This window comes from Vibrio phycocola (genome assembly GCF_054404255.1).
Genome location: NZ_JBTAMQ010000013.1, coordinates 132,653 through 153,889, shown reverse-complemented (window position 1 = coordinate 153,889; position 21,237 = coordinate 132,653). Strand labels below are relative to the sequence as shown.

Annotated in this window: 17 protein-coding genes; 11 read left to right on the top strand and 6 right to left on the bottom strand. The window is 41.1% G+C overall.

What is annotated here, in order from left to right; genetic code table 11:
* Positions 1-229: 229 nt before the first annotated feature.
* Entirely contained in the window at positions 230-1,057 is an 828-nt protein-coding gene (locus ACXJY6_RS16550; RefSeq protein WP_458769001.1) for a sugar phosphate isomerase/epimerase family protein, read from the top strand.
* 120 nt (positions 1,058-1,177) lie between these two features.
* Here ACXJY6_RS16550 and ACXJY6_RS16545 read toward each other — a convergent pair whose 3' ends face one another.
* The 4 genes from ACXJY6_RS16545 to ACXJY6_RS16530 all read right to left on the bottom strand — a co-directional run bounded on the left by ACXJY6_RS16545 (position 1,178) and on the right by ACXJY6_RS16530 (position 8,015).
* Positions 1,178-4,336, bottom strand: coding sequence for an efflux RND transporter permease subunit (locus ACXJY6_RS16545; RefSeq protein ID WP_458769000.1), 3,159 nt, complete (start codon positions 4,334-4,336; stop codon positions 1,178-1,180).
* A gap of 2 nt (positions 4,337-4,338) precedes the next feature.
* On the bottom strand, positions 4,339-5,589 hold the full coding sequence (locus ACXJY6_RS16540) for an efflux RND transporter periplasmic adaptor subunit (protein ID WP_458768999.1): 1,251 nt from the start codon (positions 5,587-5,589) through the stop codon (positions 4,339-4,341).
* Positions 5,586-6,953: a TolC family protein gene (locus ACXJY6_RS16535; protein ID WP_456052195.1), complete on the bottom strand. Its 1,368-nt coding sequence runs from the start codon at positions 6,951-6,953 to the stop codon at positions 5,586-5,588. The genes ACXJY6_RS16540 and ACXJY6_RS16535 overlap by 4 nt, the downstream gene beginning before the upstream one ends.
* A 177-nt stretch (positions 6,954-7,130) precedes the next feature.
* Positions 7,131-8,015, bottom strand: a complete 885-nt coding sequence (locus tag ACXJY6_RS16530) for a DMT family transporter (RefSeq protein WP_456052196.1) — start codon at positions 8,013-8,015, stop codon at positions 7,131-7,133.
* A gap of 167 nt (positions 8,016-8,182) precedes the next feature.
* Here ACXJY6_RS16530 and rmuC point away from each other — a divergent pair, with 167 nt between their 5' ends.
* From rmuC to tatC, 7 genes are all read left to right on the top strand, one after another.
* On the top strand, positions 8,183-9,715 hold the full coding sequence (gene rmuC / locus ACXJY6_RS16525) for a DNA recombination protein RmuC (protein ID WP_456052352.1): 1,533 nt from the start codon (positions 8,183-8,185) through the stop codon (positions 9,713-9,715).
* An 85-nt stretch (positions 9,716-9,800) separates the two neighbouring features.
* Positions 9,801-10,568, top strand: coding sequence for a bifunctional demethylmenaquinone methyltransferase/2-methoxy-6-polyprenyl-1,4-benzoquinol methylase UbiE (gene ubiE / locus ACXJY6_RS16520; protein WP_458768998.1), 768 nt, complete (start codon positions 9,801-9,803; stop codon positions 10,566-10,568).
* A 10-nt stretch (positions 10,569-10,578) separates the two neighbouring features.
* The gene (locus ACXJY6_RS16515; protein ID WP_458768997.1) at positions 10,579-11,184 is read left to right on the top strand and encodes a ubiquinone biosynthesis accessory factor UbiJ; all 606 of its coding nucleotides are present in this window, start codon (positions 10,579-10,581) and stop codon (positions 11,182-11,184) included.
* Positions 11,181-12,818 (top strand): ubiquinone biosynthesis regulatory protein kinase UbiB, encoded by a 1,638-nt coding sequence (gene ubiB / locus ACXJY6_RS16510; RefSeq protein WP_456052199.1) that lies wholly within the window; start codon positions 11,181-11,183, stop codon positions 12,816-12,818. Before ACXJY6_RS16515 ends, ubiB begins: the two co-directional genes overlap by 4 nt.
* 58 nt (positions 12,819-12,876) lie before the next feature.
* Positions 12,877-13,107, top strand: a complete 231-nt coding sequence (gene tatA, locus ACXJY6_RS16505) for a twin-arginine translocase TatA/TatE family subunit (RefSeq protein WP_456052200.1) — start codon at positions 12,877-12,879, stop codon at positions 13,105-13,107.
* An 8-nt stretch (positions 13,108-13,115) separates the two neighbouring features.
* Positions 13,116-13,469: a Sec-independent protein translocase protein TatB gene (gene tatB, locus ACXJY6_RS16500; RefSeq protein ID WP_458768996.1), complete on the top strand. Its 354-nt coding sequence runs from the start codon at positions 13,116-13,118 to the stop codon at positions 13,467-13,469.
* A gap of 33 nt (positions 13,470-13,502) precedes the next feature.
* Positions 13,503-14,252 carry a twin-arginine translocase subunit TatC gene (tatC, locus tag ACXJY6_RS16495; RefSeq protein ID WP_458768995.1) on the top strand — a complete coding sequence of 250 codons (750 nt, stop codon included), beginning with the start codon at positions 13,503-13,505 and terminating at the stop codon, positions 14,250-14,252.
* A 13-nt stretch (positions 14,253-14,265) separates the two neighbouring features.
* Here tatC and ACXJY6_RS16490 read toward each other — a convergent pair whose 3' ends face one another.
* Positions 14,266-15,027: a TatD family hydrolase gene (locus tag ACXJY6_RS16490; protein WP_458768994.1), complete on the bottom strand. Its 762-nt coding sequence runs from the start codon at positions 15,025-15,027 to the stop codon at positions 14,266-14,268.
* Between the two features lie 187 nt (positions 15,028-15,214).
* Here ACXJY6_RS16490 and hemB point away from each other — a divergent pair, with 187 nt between their 5' ends.
* The 3 genes from hemB to ACXJY6_RS16475 all read left to right on the top strand — a co-directional run bounded on the left by hemB (position 15,215) and on the right by ACXJY6_RS16475 (position 19,944).
* The gene (hemB, locus tag ACXJY6_RS16485) at positions 15,215-16,264 is read left to right on the top strand and encodes a porphobilinogen synthase (protein WP_456052204.1); all 1,050 of its coding nucleotides are present in this window, start codon (positions 15,215-15,217) and stop codon (positions 16,262-16,264) included.
* Positions 16,265-16,907: 643 nt separating this feature from the next.
* Positions 16,908-19,706 carry a DNA polymerase I gene (gene polA / locus ACXJY6_RS16480; RefSeq protein WP_458768993.1) on the top strand — a complete coding sequence of 933 codons (2,799 nt, stop codon included), beginning with the start codon at positions 16,908-16,910 and terminating at the stop codon, positions 19,704-19,706.
* A gap of 190 nt (positions 19,707-19,896) precedes the next feature.
* Positions 19,897-19,944 carry a small protein SpfP gene (locus tag ACXJY6_RS16475; protein ID WP_456052353.1) on the top strand — a complete coding sequence of 16 codons (48 nt, stop codon included), beginning with the start codon at positions 19,897-19,899 and terminating at the stop codon, positions 19,942-19,944.
* Positions 19,945-20,438: 494 nt separating this feature from the next.
* Here the strand turns inward: ACXJY6_RS16475 and yihA are convergent, their stop codons facing one another.
* Positions 20,439-21,107 carry a ribosome biogenesis GTP-binding protein YihA/YsxC gene (yihA, locus tag ACXJY6_RS16470; protein WP_458768992.1) on the bottom strand — a complete coding sequence of 223 codons (669 nt, stop codon included), beginning with the start codon at positions 21,105-21,107 and terminating at the stop codon, positions 20,439-20,441.
* Between the last annotated feature and the right edge of the window lie 130 nt (positions 21,108-21,237).

Here is a 21,237-nt window from a genome sequence, read left to right as displayed (position 1 = left end):
CAGTGATAGTGATGGTAGCAATATCATAAAATAATGAAAATTATTTTTCAATTTATAGTCGTTGCCACAGTCGAGTTTTATCAATGGTGTTGGAGGTAATATACCAATAGCTTTTCTAAGTCTGGTTTTGTTTTATTGAAAATTGAGACATCAAGCAGAAAATTTTTTTCATTGGAGTGTATGCTACTTTTCAAACGAAATGAAATGATTGAATTGAAAGGAAACCAATATGAAATTTGCATTACATGGTATGTGTTCTCTTCACGGAAATATCATTAGTGATATTCGATTAGCAAAAGAAACCGGTTATACGGGACTCGAAATTCATACCGAAAAATTGTGGCGTTATATTAATGCTGGATTTACCGCGAAAGATTTTAAGGCTCAAATGGATGCTGTAGGTATGATTCCTTCTGCAATCGATATTATTGGACATTGTGAAGCTCCAGATAAAGCAATGCAAAAGCAAGTCTTTGGAGAAGTAGAAACTTTGTCTAAGTTTGCTAAAGAAATTGGTTGTCCTACGATTCAGTTAAATGCCTTTGAAGCACTTAATGGTTTTTCTAAAGAAGATAACATCCGCCTTACGGCACAAAATATCAGACATATGGCGGATATTGGCGCCGAATACGGTATTCGTTTTCAGTATGAAGGTGCGGCTTGGTGCCCAATATCATCACTAGATGATTATTATCGTTTACATGATGCAGTTGGTCGTGACAATTTCGGGTTTATTTTGGACACCTGGCACTTTTGGGCTTGTCGAGGTGCTACACCTGAAGATATGGCCAAAATCGATAAAGAGTTAATTTACAACGTACATATAGCTGATGGTTCTCGTCCAGATGAAGGGCAACCATGGGTTGATGAAAAAGAATTACGTGGTGTTATCGTTGGTGAAGGAAATATTCCATTGAAAGAGTGGGTTGATGCAATTAGAAGTACTGGTTATGACGGGTTCTACTCTGGTGAATTTTTAAATGATCAACTTTGGGAAGCCGATCATTACACTATCGCAGACGATATGCTTAAAGGTATGAAGGCATTATTTGATTGATATCCAACTAGTGATGGGTATTAAGATATGGCCCTTTTTATCGTTGTAGCCCCTAGAGTGGCTCTCTATTGACTTTTTAGGGTCAAAAGAGAGCCGAGATATTTCTTGAACTTTTGTGGGCTACATTGAGTCTTCTACTGGCTTTTCATCTTTACTAAACAATGAAGATAATTTCTTAACCAATTGTTCGCTTTCATGATGTATCAATAGTAAAGATGGAACTAATATTAGGGTGATTATAGTTGCAAACAAAATTCCGTATGCCAGAGAGGCTGCGGCTGGTTTCAAGAATTGCGCTTGAACGGAAGTCTCAGCTAACAAAGGCATCAAACCGGCAAAGGTGGTAATCGATGTTAGAAAGACCGCTCTTAAACGGCTAGTACAAGCCTCAACAATCGCCTGTTTTACTTCCATTCCTCTCTCACGCACAAGCTCGTTGTAACGAGATACCAGCAGTAAACTGTCGTTTACTACCACACCGCTCAACGCTAGTACGCCATTTAATGAAAGAATGCTTATGGTTAAACCGCTCGCATAATGCCCCAAAATCGCCCCGACAATACCAAACGGAATTGCAGTCATGATTAGCAATGGTTGGATATAAGAGCGTAATGGTATTGCAATTAGTGCGTAGATGCCGATAAGCGCGAGTACAAACACATTCTTCATCGAGTTTGTTGTCTCCGCTTGTTGCTCTGCTTCCCCTGCGAACTCAATGATTAAACTAGGGTATTTTTCTAATAGATCGGGAACAATCTCGCTTTTGACTCGATTGACCAGTTCGTTTGCCGCAATAACATCCTTATCAACAGCAGAGCTAACATATACCGCTCTCAGGCTATCGATACGAGTGATACTGGTTTGTTGGTATTCTGAGTGCACTTTAACAACAGAGCTAAGAGGAACCACACTGCCATCATCCGTTCTAATTCTAGCTTCCATAATATCTGCTAGCGTTTGACGGCTTTCTTGTGGGTATCGAACCCGAACTCGAACTTCATCTTTATTGCGTTGGAACTTCTGAACTGTTGAGCCACCAAATGCGCGCAATATCTGACTCGCAACACTAGATGTGTCAAGCCCCATAGCTCGGCCCTGTTCGGTTAATTCGAAGCGATATTGAGGTTCCGCTGGAGTCAAGTTGTCTTCTATACCGCTCACACCTTTTATTTGAGCTAATTTAGCTTTTAGCTCTCTGCCAGCAGCAAGAACTGTATCAGTGTCGTACGCTTTGATCTCGGCTTTAAATGCATCTATCACTCGGCGTCTAGAGATGAAATCTAGCTTATTGATGCCTTCTGGCAAGCCTGATAATTTACGCCACTCTTGTGATAGCTCTCTTGAGCCATACACACTATCACTATTTATTGACACTGTGACTGTACCGCTACTATCGCTTTCAGAAAGCACTTGTAAACTTAATATTTCACTGTCTTCAGAGCCATATTTTTTGACTAAGTTCGCATCGGCTTCTATTACTTTTTGTTCCAAAAGCAACATAGCGGCTTCCGTCTGGCCAAAGCTGGCATCATCGTACATATCAACAGACGCTGAGACAGTATCTCCTTCAATACTTGGGAAAAATGAAACGCCAACTTTACCACTCAAAGGAAGCCCTATCACAATCACCATCATTGACATAAACAGTATCAAAACGGCATAACGAAACTCTAGAGCTAAGCCGATCATACGGGTGTAAATGACATCATCAAACCACTGTAAGCCACTATCTGCACCATGTTGAATCCGATTCCAAAGGTTTTTGCCTTGTTTACGGTGTGTGTTGAGGTGAGCAAGGTGCGAAGGCAGAATTAATTTCGATTCTACTAATGATAAAAGCAAACAAATCGTCACCACTGTCGCAAACTGAGCGTATATTTCACCTAATCGACCTTCGACATTTGAAATAGCGAAAAAAGCCACAACGGTTGTTAGTACACCGAAGATTGTAGGCACGGCAACCTTTAAGGTGCCCCGTACTGTATTTTCGAGTGTATCTCCTTCTTTTCGTCTCGTGGAGTAGATACTTTCTCCGACTACAACTGCATCATCGACAACGATTCCTAACGCCATGATGAAACCAAAGGTGGTCATTTGGTTTATGGTCAAGCCGACAAATGTATCGGTCATAAAGTAAAGAGTGCCGAAAAAGACAAATGGAAGCCCGACGGCCACCCAAAATGCAACGCGTAAATTCAAGAATAAAGCGAGAATGATAAAGACCATCGCAATACCAGAAACCGCATTTTTTACCAGCAGAGAGAGTCGGTCTTTAATCAAGAGGCTGGAGTCATACCATGTTGTTAGTTCCACATTCTTTGGCAGTAAGTTGCGAGCATGCCAATCAGCAACAACTTCATTAGCTTGTTCTGCTATTTTGGTTACATCGCCATATTCATCCATGACGATCTCGATTGCCATACCCGGAAATTGGTTGTAGCGAGAGAGTGCGTAACTGTCTTCCTCGAATGTTTCTTTAACGGATGCGACATCACCAAGGTAAATTTGGGTTCCATCTTCAAGAGTGAGGAGTTGGATAGCTGAGAACTCTTCCATCTGATAGGCTTGTTGAGAGGTCTTTAGACGAACGACCTTCTCTTTGTTACGCAAGCTCGTTGAAACAGAACTCGTTGACTCGGCATTAATCGCGTCAGAAACATCACTTAAGGTGAGCCCATACCCTTGTAGCTTCGCTTCATCAACTTCAACCGAGATCATAGGATCCAATGTCCCTTTGATGTCGAGTTCACGTATTGCTGGCTTACTAAGTAGATCGGCCTTGAGTGTTTCAGCTAACGCTTGAAAGGTGGAACGGTCAGCTTCTCCATAGAACTGAACCCAAATTGCATGTTCTTCTCTTGTGGCTTTTTCTATGGTTGGTTTTTCAGCTTCAGACGGAAAGTTATTGATGGCATCAACATTGCTCTTAATGTCATCATATAGCGTGTCGAGATCGTAATCGCTGGTTTTTTCAATGACGACCATGCTACCACTGGCCGTTGACGTTGAGGTAATACGCTCGATGCCAGCAACACTTTCTAAAGATTCTTCAATTTTTATCGCAAGTCCTTCTTCGGCTTGCTCTGCATCACCACTATCATAGGTAACACCAACGGTGACTCTATCTGGGGCTAAACTGGGGAACGCCTCTTTTCGCAAATCACTTAAAGACATCACGCCGATAATAATCGTGCCCAATAGTAAGAGGTTTGCAGCTACCGAATTGCGGGCAAACCAACCGATAATACCGTCACCAGAACTTGCTTTTCCAACACTCATAGTTAACCTTCCTGCTTAGGTGACACACGCATACCCGGAACATAACTGCTTAAAGGACGTTTAACGACATCCGCAGAAGTTTTGCCTTCAATGGGTAATACATAAACAGAACCAGACTTTTCAAATAATTTGTTAGCAGCAACTTTGGCTAGCGTACCTTCTGAAGTAATAAACCAAATATCACCATCTTGTGAGATTGCTGATGCTGGTAGTTCCCATGTATTATCTAATGTTTTACCTGAAATAAGCGCTTTAACAAACGTACCAGGATACAAGCCAACATCGCTATCTAATGGGGTGTCAACTGTCACAATTAAAGAGCGCTGGCGTGTAGAAGAGTCAATATGTTGCTCGATACGCGAGACATAACCATTCCATTGCTGATTGCCTTCAGAGCTCAATAATTGAACTGGCCATTTAGGTGTGTTTTTGTTAGATAATGTCGCGTTAGAAATGTCTGGGAGATTGTTCCATTGGTTGGCTGAAAGTGGAATTTCTATCTCAGCTTGGTCAACACTATAGAGTGTTGCCACTGTTGTTCCCGCGGTTACATAGCTACCCGGTTGAATATTCGTATTTACGATCAGAGAATCAAAAGGCGCTCGTATTACTGTTTTGTTGAGATCACTTTGCGCTTTTTTGAGACTGATTTCGGCATTTTCAAGTTCGGCTTTTGCTACGGCTAATTGCGGTTCGCGAAGCACTAGTGCGGAACTCGGTTCACCTTTGAGCCCTGAGCGCTTCCATTCAACTTGAGCTTGATTACCTTGACGTTCTTCTTCCAAGTAGTCTTGTTTTTCTTGAGCTAGATCGGATTTTGCTTGTACTACTGCTTGCTGGTAAGAAATACTCTCGATTCGAGCGAAAATATCGCCTTTCTTCACCACTTTTCCTGACTCAAACTGAGAGGCTGTTGAGGTAATGCGCCCGGAGACTTCTGCACTGAATTCTACACTGTATTTTGCGGAGGCTTCACCATAGCCAGTGATCAGAGCCTCATAGGAATTGGACTCAGCATGAACCACTACCACACTAGGTATCGCAACTTGATTTTGTAGCGATTTTGCCCTGTTGCTCTTTGAGGCGTCATTAGGAGCGGGTAATTCTTGCTGTGAAGCCCCTGCTGGTGGAGTGCCATTACCTGGTCGTCCTCCTTTACCTTCTGGCATATCTTTAACAGTAACGGCAACGGCACCCGCTAGAAATACTACCGATAATAAGGTTACAACAATTGGTAAAGGTTTTATATTCATTGGTTAACTCCTAGGCCTAGCGCAAGGCCCAAATCAATTCGGTTAGTCAGTCTTTCGTACTGAACTTGAGCAAGTTGAGACTTAATATCAAAAGTGTTTTCTTGAATACTAACAAGATCGTAGATGTCTACGAGTCCTTGTTGATATTTATCTTTGTAGCTTTCAAAACTGCGTAATGCACTTTCTAATGCTTCGGTATAATGCTGCTCTTGCAAGCCTAATGATCGTTCTTGACCAATTGCATCATCCACCTCATTTGCTGCTGTTAACAATGTATCTTGATAGTTCCAATATGCTGTCTGTTGGATTAATTCTGCTTGTTTAGCTTCATTTTTCAGTTTTCCACCATCAAATATTGGAGCTGAAAGTTGGCCTAATAAACTCCAAATTGGATTGGTAAATAGTGCATCACTAAAAGAGTATGCGGAATCACTTACGGCCAGATTTAAATTTAAGGAGGGCAGGCGATCTTTATGTGCTGCACTGGTTCTCAGTTTTTCTGCCTCAAGGGTATACATTGCACTTTTTACATCAGGTCGATTTGCAATGGTTTGATCTGGAAGAGAAGCGAGCGGTATCATTACTTCAGAAAATTCAGCAGGAATATTGTATGAGATGTTCTTGTTGACCTGACCTAAGGTTAACGTCAATGCTCTTTGATACTGTGCCAATAACTCATTGTATTCAGTTAAGGTCGAGCGCGTAACGGCGCTGTTGGTTCTTGCTGTATCAAGATCTTCAAGATCCCCTAAACCGGAGCGATATCTTTCTAAGATCAAACTTTCAATATCATCTAACAATTCAAGATAAGTACTCTCTATCTCGATTTTCTGCTTTTGTAAGCTAATTTGTAGCCATGAGCGCATTATATTGGCGGCTAATGCATTTTTTGCATTCTGAAGATCCGCACGACTGGCGGCTATGTCTTTGTTTGCTGCATTGACTTGATCGCCAATCTTATTCCAAAAGTCAATTTCCCAACTAACGGAGAGCTCATTGCTGTAAGAGTCGCTACTTTTATTATCATCGTTAACTGATGACGCCGCGCTTAAATCCGGTAATCTATCACTGGCAGTAATGCCTTTTTCAGCATATGCGACTTTTAGAGCTAAAATCGTTTGCTGTAAACTTGGATTCGATGCCATAGCTTGATCAATCAGTGCATTTAATTCAGGAATACTCATGAGTTGCGTCAGCTCGGTTTGTTCCGTCGCTTCAGTGCTCTGATCGGCCCACTCAGGAATTTCCTTAACTGAGTTTTGCGCTACCGCAACATAATCTTGTTCCGATTGACTCGCACAACCTGAAAGTAGAGCTATCGCTGCCAGGATAAAAGTCGACTGTCGGTAATAATAAGAACCCATTATGTTTTCCTTTGTTGATATTGCTGAGAAAAATTACATCAGGTTGGGTTAAGACTCGGTTAATTTCGTACTAAGGCTGTAGCACGTAATATACATATTTATAAATTTTTGTTGTCACGTAAAGGGTTGGAACTAATCGTTAAGTTTAGTTGTTTTAATTATTACGAGCCTTTAACTTTACGTTTTCTTACGTTTGCGTTGCTGAATAATGAGTCCAGCGATGATAAAGAATAGTCCAATCGGTGTGGCTGGGGGGATTTCTTCTCCAACAATCTTGTTGAGTAAGATCAGGGAGATAAAAGGCGAAATAAAAATGAGGTTACTGATTTTTGCAGTATTGTTCGTTAGTTTTAAGGCACTCAACCATAAAATGAAAGTGATCCCCATTTCGAACAACCCAACATAAGTGACACTAAGCCAGCCAAATTTATCGATATGATTCCAACTTTCTCCTTCCCACCATGCAAGCCCTGCACAAAATGGCAATGCAATTGAAAACCCAAGTAGTACGCTAATCACAGGATCAGCGGTATTTTTGGTATTTAAAATCCAATAACCCGCCCAAAGTAGAGTTGAAAGTAAGGCTAGGCTAACTCCGAGAGGGCTATCAAATTTCAGTGTGAGTAATTGCCCTTGAGTTGCAATAATGATGACGCCAAAGTAGCAAAGAAGAGCGGCTATATAGTCTTGAGGTCGAATACGTTGTCCTAGTACTAGCGCCGCCATAAAGGTTAGCGTTATTGCCCAACTGTAATTAATGGTTTGAGCTTGAGAAGCAGGAAGTAGCGCATAAGCTTTAAATAAAATTAGGTAGTAAGCTAACGGGTTAATTAGGCCGAGAATAAAAAAGTATTTGGGGCTTTTCATTAACGTAGGGATGACTTGGCTAAGCTTTCCTTGCGCTTTGCAGATGATGAGCAAAGCCAACGTGGAAACGCCAGATGCAACGGTTAGCATCTGTATTGGCGTGAATTGAGATAGAGTCAGTTTGAAGGCGGTGGCTACTGTAGACCATAATAATACCGCTGCGAGAGCAAAGGTCATCGCTCGCTTTTCATTCATAGTTTACATCGTTTTAATTGAATATACGTTATGTTGCCGTGAAACTAGTTCGCTTGTCTAGTGCTACATTTCAGTTATTTAGTGCCAGTAAAAAGTGAAAAACTGGACATTTATCCAGTATCTGAATACCATTTTGATATGCATTTAGCCTAGGAACCTTATCTATGATGAGTTGGATTGTTGAGCACCAGCAATTTTTGATTACGATTTTAAGCAGCGGCTTCATTATGGGTGGGGTGGTTTTTATTTGGCTTAGCCAGAAGGCTCGATTTCAACAGCGGCAATGGGAGTTGCAACTTGAAAATACTCAGCAACTGAATCAACAGCACGTTGATCAGTTAAGCAGAGAGTTGGCTCAAGCTCAAAGCGAACTGAATGAGTTGGATCAGGAGCGTGACAAAGCGGCATTTGAACTGCAACAGGTCCACGGCAAGTGGGCTGCGACTGTGGAAAAATTGCGATATTTTGAGGAAGTAAAACGCGAACGTCACGAGTATATGGAAGAGTTGGCTCTACTGCGAGAGCAAAACGCCAAGCTCGACTCAAAAAATCGAGAGCAGCAAGCGCGTTTTGATTTGCAATTGGAATCAAGCCAGGAAAAGTTACTGCTTTTGGAAAACGCTGAAGAGAGGCTAAAGCAGCAATTTGAACATTTGGCTAACCAACTGTTTGAGGTAAAAACTGCAAAAGTCGATCAACAGAACAAACAGAGCCTTGATGGACTATTAACACCACTCAAAGAGCAAATTGAAGGCTTTAAGAAACAAGTAAATGATAATTTTAGCCATGAAGCCAAAGAGCGCCATACCCTCGTCCATGAATTAAAAAACCTACAACGGCTGAATGAGCAGATGTCAAAAGAAGCGCTCAACTTAACTCAGGCGTTAAAAGGTGACAATAAACAGCAAGGGAATTGGGGAGAAGTCGTCCTCGCGAGAGTTTTAGCTGAATCTGGTTTGAGAGAAGGCCATGAATACCATACGCAAGTTAGCTTGCAAGATGAAGCTGGGAAGCGCTATCAACCCGACGTTATCGTCAACTTACCTCACGATAAACAAGTCGTTATTGATTCCAAAATGGCACTACTGGCGTACGAACGGTATTTTCACGCAGAGACAAATCAGCAAAAAGAAAAGGCGTTGAATGATCATATACTTGCTTTGAGAGCACATATTAAAGGCCTTAGTTTAAAGGATTACCATAAGCTAAAAGGTATTTCGAGCCTCAATTATGTGCTGATGTTTATTCCAGTAGAACCCGCTTTTCAGGTAGCAATTCAAGCTGCGCCCAATTTGGTCAAAGAGGCGATGGAAAATAATATTATTTTGGTTAGTCCAACAACACTGCTAGTAGCCCTTCGTACCATTGATAATCTATGGCGCAATGACAAGCAAAATCATAATGCCAAGGTGATAGCGAATAAAGCCAGTAAGCTATATGACAAATTACGTTTATTTGTGGATGATATGGAGCAACTTGGCGCTTCTTTAGAAAAAGCAAACCAATATCATCAAGGGGCTATGAATAAGCTGACGACGGGAAGAGGGAACGTAATTGGACAAGCAGAAAGTTTTAAAGAACTTGGTGTCGAAGTTAAGCGCTCAATATCTTCTAAGTGGGCTGATGCTTCTCAACAAAATGCTTTAGTTGAAAATGCCGCTATCACGGAAAGACAAGAAGCTGAGGATAAAGTAAACTAGATTAAAACTGCATGAGGTAGGTTTCTGGTTTTGTTTAAAAAACCACCCATGCTACGTTCAGTACTATTTGAATGGTAGGTATCGAGTGCAACAAGAAAAAGTAGTAGACGACCAAGAAACAACGCATTTTGGTTTTGAAACGGTAGCAAAAGAAGAGAAAGTTCAGAAAGTCGCCGAAGTTTTTCATTCTGTTGCTGCAAAGTACGACATGATGAATGACTTGATGTCAGGTGGAGTACATCGGCTCTGGAAGCGCTATACCATTGACTGTAGTGGCGTGCGACGTGGTCAACGCATTCTTGATCTTGGTGGTGGTACTGGTGATCTGACAGCGAAGTTTTCTCGTATTGTTGGTGAAACCGGTCATGTCATCTTGGCAGATATTAACAATTCAATGTTGAACGTTGGCAGGGATAAGTTACGCGATAGTGGTATTGTCGGGAATGTTCACTATGTACAAGCTAATGCGGAAGCACTGCCATTTCCAGATAACTATTTTGACTGTATCACCATTAGTTTTTGTTTACGCAATGTGACCGATAAAGATGCGGCTATTCGATCGATGTATCGTGTGTTAAAGCCGGGTGGGCGCTTGTTAATCCTTGAGTTCTCTAAACCAATTCTTAAACCTTTATCGAAGATTTATGATAATTATTCATTCCACATTTTACCCAAGATGGGACAGGTTATTGCGAATGATGCGGACAGTTATCGCTATTTGGCGGAATCGATTCGAATGCATCCTGATCAAGAAACATTGAAAGGAATGATGGATAATGCTGGGTTTGATAACACCATGTATTTTAATCTGACAGGCGGAATTGTTGCCTTGCACCGTGGCTATAAATTTTAAGGGGTCTTGTATGCCGGTGACACCGCTGATTACTGCATCCATTGAAGTCGTATTAAATAGATTGATTCAAGATGATCCAGCTTTAGGGCGCCAACTTGCTCGAATGAAAGGCAAAGTCATTCAACTTCATTTAAAAGAATTATCGATGACGCTTACTTTTGTATTTAGTCAGCAAATCGATGTTCTAGCGGACTATGAAGGGGATCTTGATTGTTATCTTTCACTTTCTCTAGCCACTTTTCCTCAACTAAAAGAACAAGCCAATATCACTCAATTGATTAAGCAAGATAAGTTAATTCTTGAAGGTGATATGCAGCTTGCTCAAAAGTTTGCCCAATTAATGAGCGACAGTAAGCCGGATTTAGAAGAGTGGCTTTCGAGGTTAACTGGTGATGTGGTGAGTCATACACTATGCCGAGGGGTTAAATCGGTGAATGCTACGCTAAAATCGTCGATGAAAAAGCATCAATCTCATTTGGCTCAGGCTATTACAGAAGAATGGCGTATTGCTCCAGCGCCTTTAGAGATCGCCCACTTTTGCGATCAGGTCGATGATGTTGCGAGTCAATTTGCACGGATTGAGTCACGTTTTCGAACAATCACGGATAAAGTATGAATCTCAGTGAAGTGAAGAGACTATATCGAATTGTAAAAGTACAGCTTGAGTATGGGCTTGATGAGTTATTACCCGATCACCAGTTGCTTAAAACCCCTCTTCTGGCACGCAAAATGTTATTTTGGTTGCACAATCAGCATCCAGAAAAACCAATAGGAGAGAGGCTCAAAGCCGCGTTGCAAGAGCTTGGTCCGGTCTGGATTAAGTTTGGTCAAATGATGTCGACTCGTCGTGATCTTTTCCCTCCCCATATTGCTGATGAATTAGCTCTTCTCCAAGATAAGGTTGCCCCTTTTGATGGAAAACTAGCAAAAGCCCAAATAGAAGAGTCGATGGGAGGCCCTGTTGAAACATGGTTTGACGACTTTGATATTGAACCTCTTGCCTCTGCTTCTATTGCTCAAGTTCATACTGCAAAGTTGAAGTCCAATGGTCGAGAAGTGGTCATTAAGGTGATTCGTCCGGATATTCGCCCTGTAATAACCGCGGATATTAATTTGATGTATCGTATGGCTCGTATTGTCTCCAAAGCGTTACCTGAAGCTCGACGCCTAAAGCCTGTCGAAGTTGTTCGCGAATATGAGAAAACGTTATTGGATGAATTGGACCTACGTTTAGAAGCGGCGAATGCGATTCAACTGCGTCGAAACTTCACTAATAGTGAAGAACTCTATGTCCCTGAGGTTATTTCTGAGCTTAGTAATAAAAATGTCATGGTTTCTGAGCGAATATATGGCATTCAGGTTTCCGATATTGAAGGGTTAAATGATAACGGAACTGATATGAAGTTGCTTGCGGAGCGTGGCGTTAGTGTATTTTTCACTCAAGTGTTTCGTGATAGCTTCTTTCATGCAGATATGCACCCTGGAAATGTTTTTGTTAACCCAAATCATCCAGAAAACCCACAGTGGATCGGCTTAGATTGTGGGATTGTAGGGACCTTAAACAAAGACGATAAACGCTATTTGGCCGAGAACCTTCTCGCTTTTTTCAATCGAGATTATCGCAGAGTAGCGCAATTGCATGTGGACTCAGGTTGGGTACCATATGATACCAATATTGATGAGTTTGAATCGGCGATTCGAGTCGTGTGTGAACCTATTTTCGCAAAGCCCTTATGTGAAATTTCATTTGGTCATGTATTACTTAACCTGTTTAAAACTGCACGTCGGTTTAATATGGAAGTTCAGCCACAGTTAATCTTATTGCAGAAAACACTGTTGTATGTCGAAGGGTTAGGGCGTCAGCTTTATCCACAACTTGACCTATGGTCAACGGCAAAACCATTTTTGGAAAAATGGATGATGGATCAAATGGGGCCAAGTGCCGTGATTAATGCAATTAAAGATAAAGCGCCATTGTGGGCTGAGAAGCTGCCGGAATTGCCGGAGTTAGTATATGAGAGCTTACAACAAAGTCGATTGATGAGTCAGCGAGTTGATAAAATTTATCAAAGCTATACTCAGACGAGCCGCAACCAAACAACAGGGCGTTTCTTTTTTGGTGTCGGCGCGACGTTGATCCTCTGTGCTGTGATTTTATTAGAGGGTAAATATTCTGACTTTTCTCTCATATTGGGAGGCGTGGGCATCGCAGCTTGGTTATTTAGTTGGCGTAGTTATTGTTACAAATAGAATTTGTGTTATAAGTTATTATCCGATTTTAGCGAATATATGAGGAAAGGTAGATTTTATGGGTATGAGTATTTGGCAACTGGCTATTATTGCAGTTATTGTTGTACTGTTATTTGGTACTAAAAAGCTTCGTGGTTTAGGCGGCGATCTTGGCGGTGCTGTGAAAGGATTCAAAAAAGCAATTGCTGATGAACCTCAAAGCAAAGAGAAAGACGCAGACTTTGCCGAAAATAACCTAGAAGACAATGCTAAGTCGGCTGAATTCAGCGACAAAAAAGATAAAGAGTAGACTTTATTGTGTTTGATATAGGCTTTTGGGAGTTAGTGCTTATTTCGGTGGTCGCTCTTGTCGTATTAGGGCCAGAACGTCTACCTCATGCGATTCGTACCGTATCGAGAACGATTAATGGTGCCAAGCGTATGGCCAATAGCGTGAAAGACGAGCTTGCTCATGAGCTTAAAATTCAAGAGTTGCACGAAAATTTGCGCAAGGCTGAAGAGACGGATTTAGCGAATCTTTCCCCGGAACTTCACGAGTCTGTTGAAGCACTAAAAAAGGCGGCACAAGATGTACAGAGGCCTTATTCAAAATCTCCTGAACAAGCAGAAAGTACTTCCCAGCCAAAGAAAGATACTTCTAACGCCGAGTAACTTTGGTTTCATTGATACAGCGACGAGGCTCTCATGTCCACCTCAGAACAAGGACTTCCTTTAATTGGCCACCTGCTGGAGTTGCGTAATCGCTTATTGCGTAGCATCGTTGCAGTATTGGTTATTTTTGTTTGTTTGGTTTATTTTTCAGATTCGATCTACGAGTTTGTCTCACAACCTTTAGTTGAACGTCTGCCAAATGGCGCGACGATGATTGCAACCGATATTGCTTCGCCATTTTTTACACCATTAAAGTTGACGATGATCGTTTCCGTATTTGTTGCGGTGCCGTTAATCCTATATCAGGTGTGGGCATTTATCGCACCTGGTTTGTATAAGCATGAGCGCCGACTGGTCGTGCCGCTTTTGTTTTCGAGTTCGTTGCTCTTTTATTGTGGTGTTGCGTTTGCTTATTATGTTGTTTTTCCACTTGTTTTTGGGTTTTTTACGACCATTGCACTCGGTGGCGTAGAGTTCGCGACGGACATTGCTAGCTATCTCGATTTTGTCTTGGCGCTATTTTTGGCTTTCGGTATTGCATTTGAAGTTCCAGTTGCGATTATTCTGTTGTGTTGGACAGGAGCGACAACGCCGGAAGATTTGGTGTCTAAACGTGCCTATATTGTCGTCGCGGCGTTTATCGTTGGAATGTTTTTAACGCCTCCAGATATTATTTCTCAAACACTATTGGCTCTTCCAATGTGCTTTTTGTTTGAAGTCGGAGTCTTTTTTGCGCGATTTTATCGTCGTCGCGATGACGACGATGGTATCGAAACTGAGTAAAATTAGTGAGCTTTTACAGTTGGAATAGGGTCCGAGCTGTTTGAGTTGTGATTGCGTCAACCTGTTGGATACTGAGCTCTTTTAGTTCAGCAACTCGTTTAGCCACCAGTTGTGTATATGCTGGTTCATTGCGTTTTCCCCTGTGAGGCACTGGTGCTAAATAGGGGCAATCCGTTTCTAGAATGAGATAATCCATATTTAAATGAGGGATGACTTTATCCATTCCTCCATTTTTGAATGTAGATACGCCACCGATTCCCAAATGAAAGCCAAGTTCGTTGATCGCTTTTGCTTCCTCTAAACTGCCACCAAAACAATGAAATACGCCTCGAAGTTTGCCATCTTGTTGTTGTGTAAGTAATTTGATGGTTTCTTGCATTGAGTCTCGGGTATGAATTACAACGGGTAAATTACGCTGCTTTGCCCAATCCAGTTGACGAGTAAATGCAAATTCTTGCTCAGCCTGGAAGGTCTTATCCCAATAAAGATCGATGCCAATCTCTCCAACAGCAATAAAGTTATGCTGGTCAAACCAAGACTCTATAGTCGCGAGTGTTTGCTCAATATGATTATCGACATAACATGGGTGTAATCCCATCATCGAGCGACAAATATTTGGGTACGCGCGTTCAGTCGCGATCATTGGCTCAATTGAATCAAGGTCTATATTGGGCAATAAAATAGTATCAATACCTTGCTCCAGAGCGCGTTGAATCACTTGTTCACGGTCTTGATCAAACTCTTTTGCGTAAACATGAGCATGGGTGTCAATCATTGTATGCAGTATCCAAGCAGTATGTGGTGAAATTGAGTATAAGGGATTGTGAGATAGAGATCATTTTTTCAATTATTCGTTGTTCTCGGCTGGAGTATGAAACATACAGTGTTATGATTTCTGTAGAATTTTACAAGCCTGAAAGCCAAACTGAGCTTTCAAAGGTAAGTTAACTAAGGAGTAGAATGTGTCAGTATCCATCCAAGGTGAATTTCCCAAACGCCGGATGCGTCGGTTACGTAAACATGAATATACCCGTCGTTTGGTCTCGGAGAATCAAATTTCAGTGAGCGATCTGATTTACCCTATGTTTATTTTGATGGGAAAAGATCGACGAGAGAGAGTCGAATCTATGCCTGGAATAGAACGTTTATCAATCGATTTAATGCTGGAAGAAGCGCAATATTTGGCTCAGCTTGGTGTTCCTACCATCGCTCTTTTCCCCGTTGTTGGTCAAGAAGTCAAAAGCCTGGATGCTGTAGAAGCATACAACCCTGAAGGGTTACTGCAGCGAGCGGTTCGTATGCTTAAAGAGAAAGTGCCTGAAATGGGGGTGATGACGGATATTGCGTTAGACCCTTTTACCACTCATGGCCAAGATGGGATTATTGATGACACCGGTTATGTACTCAATGAGGAAACAACCGAGGTGCTGATAAAACAGGCTCTTTCGCATGCAGAGGCTGGTGCGGATATTGTCGCTCCATCCGATATGATGGATGGACGTATTGGCTTGATACGAGATGCATTGGAGACCTCTGGGTTTATTCATACTCAGATTATGGCGTATTCGGCTAAATATGCGTCGAATTACTATGGTCCGTTTAGAGATGCAGTCGGTTCGGCTTCAAACCTCAAGGGAGCAGATAAGAAAAACTATCAAATGGATCCTGCAAATTCAGATGAAGCACTGCATGAAGTCGCGATGGATATCAATGAAGGTGCAGATATGGTCATGGTAAAACCTGGTATGCCATATCTCGATGTCGTACGCCGAGTGAAGCAGGAATTGCAAGTACCGACGTTTGCTTATCAGGTCTCTGGTGAATATTCGATGCATAAAGCCGCAATTGATAATGGATGGTTGAAAGAAAAAGAAACGGTCTTAGAGTCATTGTTGTGCTTTAAGCGCGCTGGGGCTGATGGCATATTAACGTACTTTGCCAAACAGGTAGCCGAGTGGATGGCAGAAGATAACGCAAAAGCAGCCCAATATTTAAAAGAGAAAGGTGAATAAATACATAGTTAGTGATTGAGTATATATGAACGTGTATACATCTTTTTAAATATTAATGATATTTATTCTCATTAAGTGTTGACATTTAAATGAGAATGGTTATTATTTAGGTGTCTTGAGGGAAAAGGGATTCAAGAAAAGTTACGATAACGCACTACTTATCATTAGCTTTGATTGATGACTTGTAGACCGCTTGACACGACATTGCTCACATTGCTTCCAGTGTATTTATAGCTTTATCAGAATTGGTTAATATAAAAACGTTTTCTGTGTTTTGCTAGGCGACATTCTTAATTGAATGTCGCTTTTTTTATTTCTATTAGTGAGAAAATGTGTTCAATAATAGTGCACAATAAGAATTTATCCACAGAAATTTATCAAGAAAATAACTGGTTATATTTACATATTTTTAATATTTAACGTTTTAAATCAATTGTTTGATTTGTTTAAATACTTGTTGATTTATTGTTCCAAAGTGATGCAATGTAAAGTATAAACAGAGTTATCCACAGAGTAGCTTTTATGAATATGGATCTTTTTTCGTAATAGAGAATGAAAATCGAGCTTCAACATGGAATCGCTTTGCGACTCATGGCATCCTAGTGCGCTAACGTTAATGACGCTTTTTGGATACCTATAGACTATGGCTCGCATCCCAGATAAACCTCTAATTTTGATCGATGGCTCTTCTTATTTGTACCGTGCATTTCATGCTTACCCAAGCACGATGAGCAATGGTGATATCCCGACCAATGCGGTTTATGGGGTACTTAATATGATCCGCAGTTTAATGCGCCAGTTTGCTACAGAGCATTTTGCTGTCATCTTTGATGCGAAAGGTAAAACTTTTCGTGATGATATGTACCCTGAATATAAGGCGAACAGACCATCGATGCCCGATGAGCTTCGTTGCCAAATTGAACCTCTTCATAAAATTATTAAAGCGCTTGGATTACCCCTTATTTGTGTCGAAGGCGTTGAAGCGGATGATGTGATTGGAACACTGGCTAGTCAAGCATCACAAGCGGGTATTCCAGTACTCATTAGTACTGGAGATAAGGATATGGCGCAACTGGTCGATGAAAATGTCACATTGATTAATACTATGACTAATGTTGTGATGGATCGAGAAGGTGTTGTTGATAAGTTTGGTATTCCACCTGAACTGATTATTGATTACTTAGCGTTAATGGGTGATAAGGTCGATAACATTCCAGGTGTTCCTGGAGTCGGAGAAAAGACCGCATTGGCACTGCTACAAGGCGTGGGTAGTCTAAATGAGTTATATGAAAACTTAGATAAAATAGCCCCACTTGGTTTTCGTGGTTCGAAAAATATGGCGAAGAAATTGGAAGATAACAAAGAGAATGCCTATTTATCTTACCAGCTAGCCACAATCAAGCTGGATGTCGCATTAGATTGCACTCCAGAATCGCTAACAAAATCCCAACCAGATAAAGACCAGCTTGTTGAGCTATACGGTCAAATGGCCTTTAAATCTTGGCTTAATGATCTTTTAGAAGGCGGAGACGGGGTTGTTCAAGCAAATGAAAAATCCGGTCGTATAACGGTTTCGAATAAAGACAACACTAGTGTTTCTACTCCAATAACCGCAACGAAAATTGATCGTAGTGGTTACCAGATTGTGTATTCAAAAGAAGAGTTCGCAGTTTGGCTTGATAAGCTGTCGAAGAGCTCACTGTTTGCATTTGATACCGAAACCGATGGTTTAGATTATATGACAGCAAATCTCATTGGCTTGTCATTTGCGACGGCGGAAGGAGAAGCAGCTTATGTTCCGGTTGCTCATGATTACTTAGATGCGCCGGTCCAATTAGAACGTGATTGGGTAATTGCTCAGTTGAAACCGCTGCTTGAAGATGACCAACTTGCTAAGGTTGGACAAAATCTTAAGTTTGATATGAGCATATTAGCCCGTTATGACATCGAGTTACGTGGCATTCAGCACGATACTATGCTTGCTTCTTATGTGCTTGATAGTACTGGTGGTAAGCATGATATGGATAGCTTAGCACTGCGTTTTCTTCAACATAGTTGCGTCTCTTTTGAACAAGTGGCTGGCAAGAAGGGCAAAAACCAACTTACGTTCAATCAAATTGATATTGATGAGGCTGGAGTCTATGCAGCGGAAGATGCCGATGTAACGCTCGGCTTGCATCATGCGATTTATTCTCGCCTTGAGCAGAGTAGTGGAATGGATGATATCTATAAAACTATCGAAGTTCCCCTAGTGCCTGTTTTATCTCGTATGGAGCGGACTGGTGTGCTTATTGATGACATGAAGCTAAATGCGCAATCAAGAGAGATTGCGATACGTCTTGATGAGTTAGAGCAAAAAGCGTATGAAATGGCGGGGAAAAAATTCAATTTAGGTTCACCTAAACAGCTCCAAGGTATCCTGTTTGAAGAGATGGGTTTGCCTATTATCAAAAAAACGCCATCAGGCGCTCCGTCAACGAATGAAGAAGTATTGCAAGAGCTCGCTCTGGATTATCCACTTCCTAAACTGATTATTGAACATCGTGGATTAGCTAAGTTGAAATCTACCTATACTGACAAGCTGCCTAAGATGATTAATCCAGACACTGGAAGGGTGCACACTTCTTATCATCAAGCGGTCACCGCGACTGGGCGTTTATCATCAACCGATCCAAACTTACAAAATATCCCAATCAGAAACGAAGAAGGGCGTCGTATTCGACAAGCGTTTATAGCGCCGGTTGATTGGACATTGGTGGCTATCGATTACTCACAGATTGAATTGCGTATTATGGCTCATTTATCGGGAGATAAAGCGCTTCTCGATGCTTTCAAACAAGGTAAAGACATCCATAGTGCAACCGCAGCTGAAATTTTGGGGATTTCTATAGATCAAGTGAGCAGTGAACAGAGGCGTCAGGCGAAAGCGGTCAACTTCGGGTTGATCTATGGAATGAGTGCCTTTGGACTTGCTAAACAACTTGGGATTCCACGAGGTGAAGCTCAGCATTACATGGACACTTACTTTGAGCGCTACCCTGGCGTGATGCAATATATGGAAGATACCCGTTTACAGGCGAGTGAAACAGGGTACGTTGAAACCATATTTGGGCGTCGACTCTATTTACCGGAAATTAAGTCTTCGAATGGTATGAGGCGTAAAGCAGCTGAACGAGCTGCTATTAACGCTCCAATGCAAGGAACGGCGGCAGATATTATTAAAAAAGCAATGCTGCTCGTTGATGAATGGATTCAACAAGAAGGTCAAGGAAGAGTGAAGTTGTTAATGCAAGTTCATGATGAGTTGGTTTTGGAGGTTCAGGACCAGCATTTGTCAGAGATTGAAAGTAAAGTACAGAAATTGATGGAATCTGCCGTGGAATTAGACGTTCCGCTTATTGCTGAAGTTGGAAGAGGTGTCAATTGGGATGAGGCTCACTAGTTGGAATCTAGCTATATGGTGGGTTAGTTAAGGTTTTCCTATTGTTGATTGATTATTTTCAATGAAAAAAAAGAAATGATAATTCATATGTTTATGTAGTTTTACATAAAAAAATGAAAATTAACTACATATAAAGTTTGATCTTTTATCAGAATACTGTAAATTAATAGTCGTAGGGTACAGAGGTAAGATGTTCTATCTTCCAGACCTTTTGTTTCACGTTATTGGATTAAGCTAATTCAGCCGCCCTGATCAACTTTTGGTCAGGGCGTTTTTTATTGTTGTAACTTATTGTTTTTTATCTTTAAAATCTATTCTTATTTTGAGTTTGACCTCATCTTTTGTGCTTTTGGAATCTAATAGTCTCGTCTGTTATTGAATTAACCTATGTGTTAATTAAAGTGATTAAATATCACATTTATGTAATATGCTGTATGTCTCATTATCAATTAATTCTGTTTGTGAAGTAAGTCTTTTTGGGCGGCTATTTGTTTTAATGTTTAACTTTATCAATAGCTTATTGGGTATTTTGTTTTTACGAATAATGTGACGTGGAAGATTGAAAGTCTCTGAGGTTTAAGGGATGCTGACTGCATAATAACGTAAAACAAAAGTATATCTCTCCCGTTACCCCACCAGGATGGTGGGGTTTTTTGTGCACGGAGTATTTAAGTTACAAATAGTCTGATAGTGTGTCGTCGGCTAAAAAATTAAGAAGGGAGTCAGTTCATTTTATTCCGGCTCATCGCCGTTATGTGATTCTAAATCGACAGTTTCTTCGTTTGACTCTTCAATCAGTGCAGGGGCAAACCATTCATCGAGCTTGTGGCGTAGGATATCTACCCCTATACCAGAAAGTGACGAAAAGAGATCGATTCTCACATCTCCTCCAAAACTTTTGGAGTCGTTACGAACTTTCAATAATTGAGCTTTTCGAGCGCCACTTTTCAGTTTATCAGCTTTGGTTAACAACACTTGCACTGGGATATTACACTCAACGGCCCAGATAACTAATTGTTGGTCTAACTCTTTCATTGGATGGCGAATATCCATTAGAACCACTAAGCCTTTTAAAGATTCACGCTTTTGTAAGTATTCTCCAAGTGACTTTTGCCACTTCTTTTTCATTTCGAGCGGGACTTGTGCAAAACCGTACCCTGGAAGGTCGACGATGTGACACTTATCCGTTACTTTAAATAGATTAATAAGTTGCGTTCTACCCGGAGTCTTACTTGTTTTAGCTAAAGATTTTTGGTTAGTCAGTCTATTTAATGAACTTGATTTACCGGCATTAGAACGCCCAGCGAACGCAATTTCAATTCCGTCATCATCGGGAAGATGGCGAATATCAGGTGCACTCGTGATGAAATGCGTGTTTTGGTAGTGAATTTTTGCGCTCAATGTTAACTCCATCTAGACTTTTAGTTGTCAAATGATTACTTTTTGTTTAATTAGTGTAAAATTACCGTGCTCGTTGTAAGGAATAAATTATACCACGAGAGTTCTGGAAGCTTGATAATTATAACGGAAT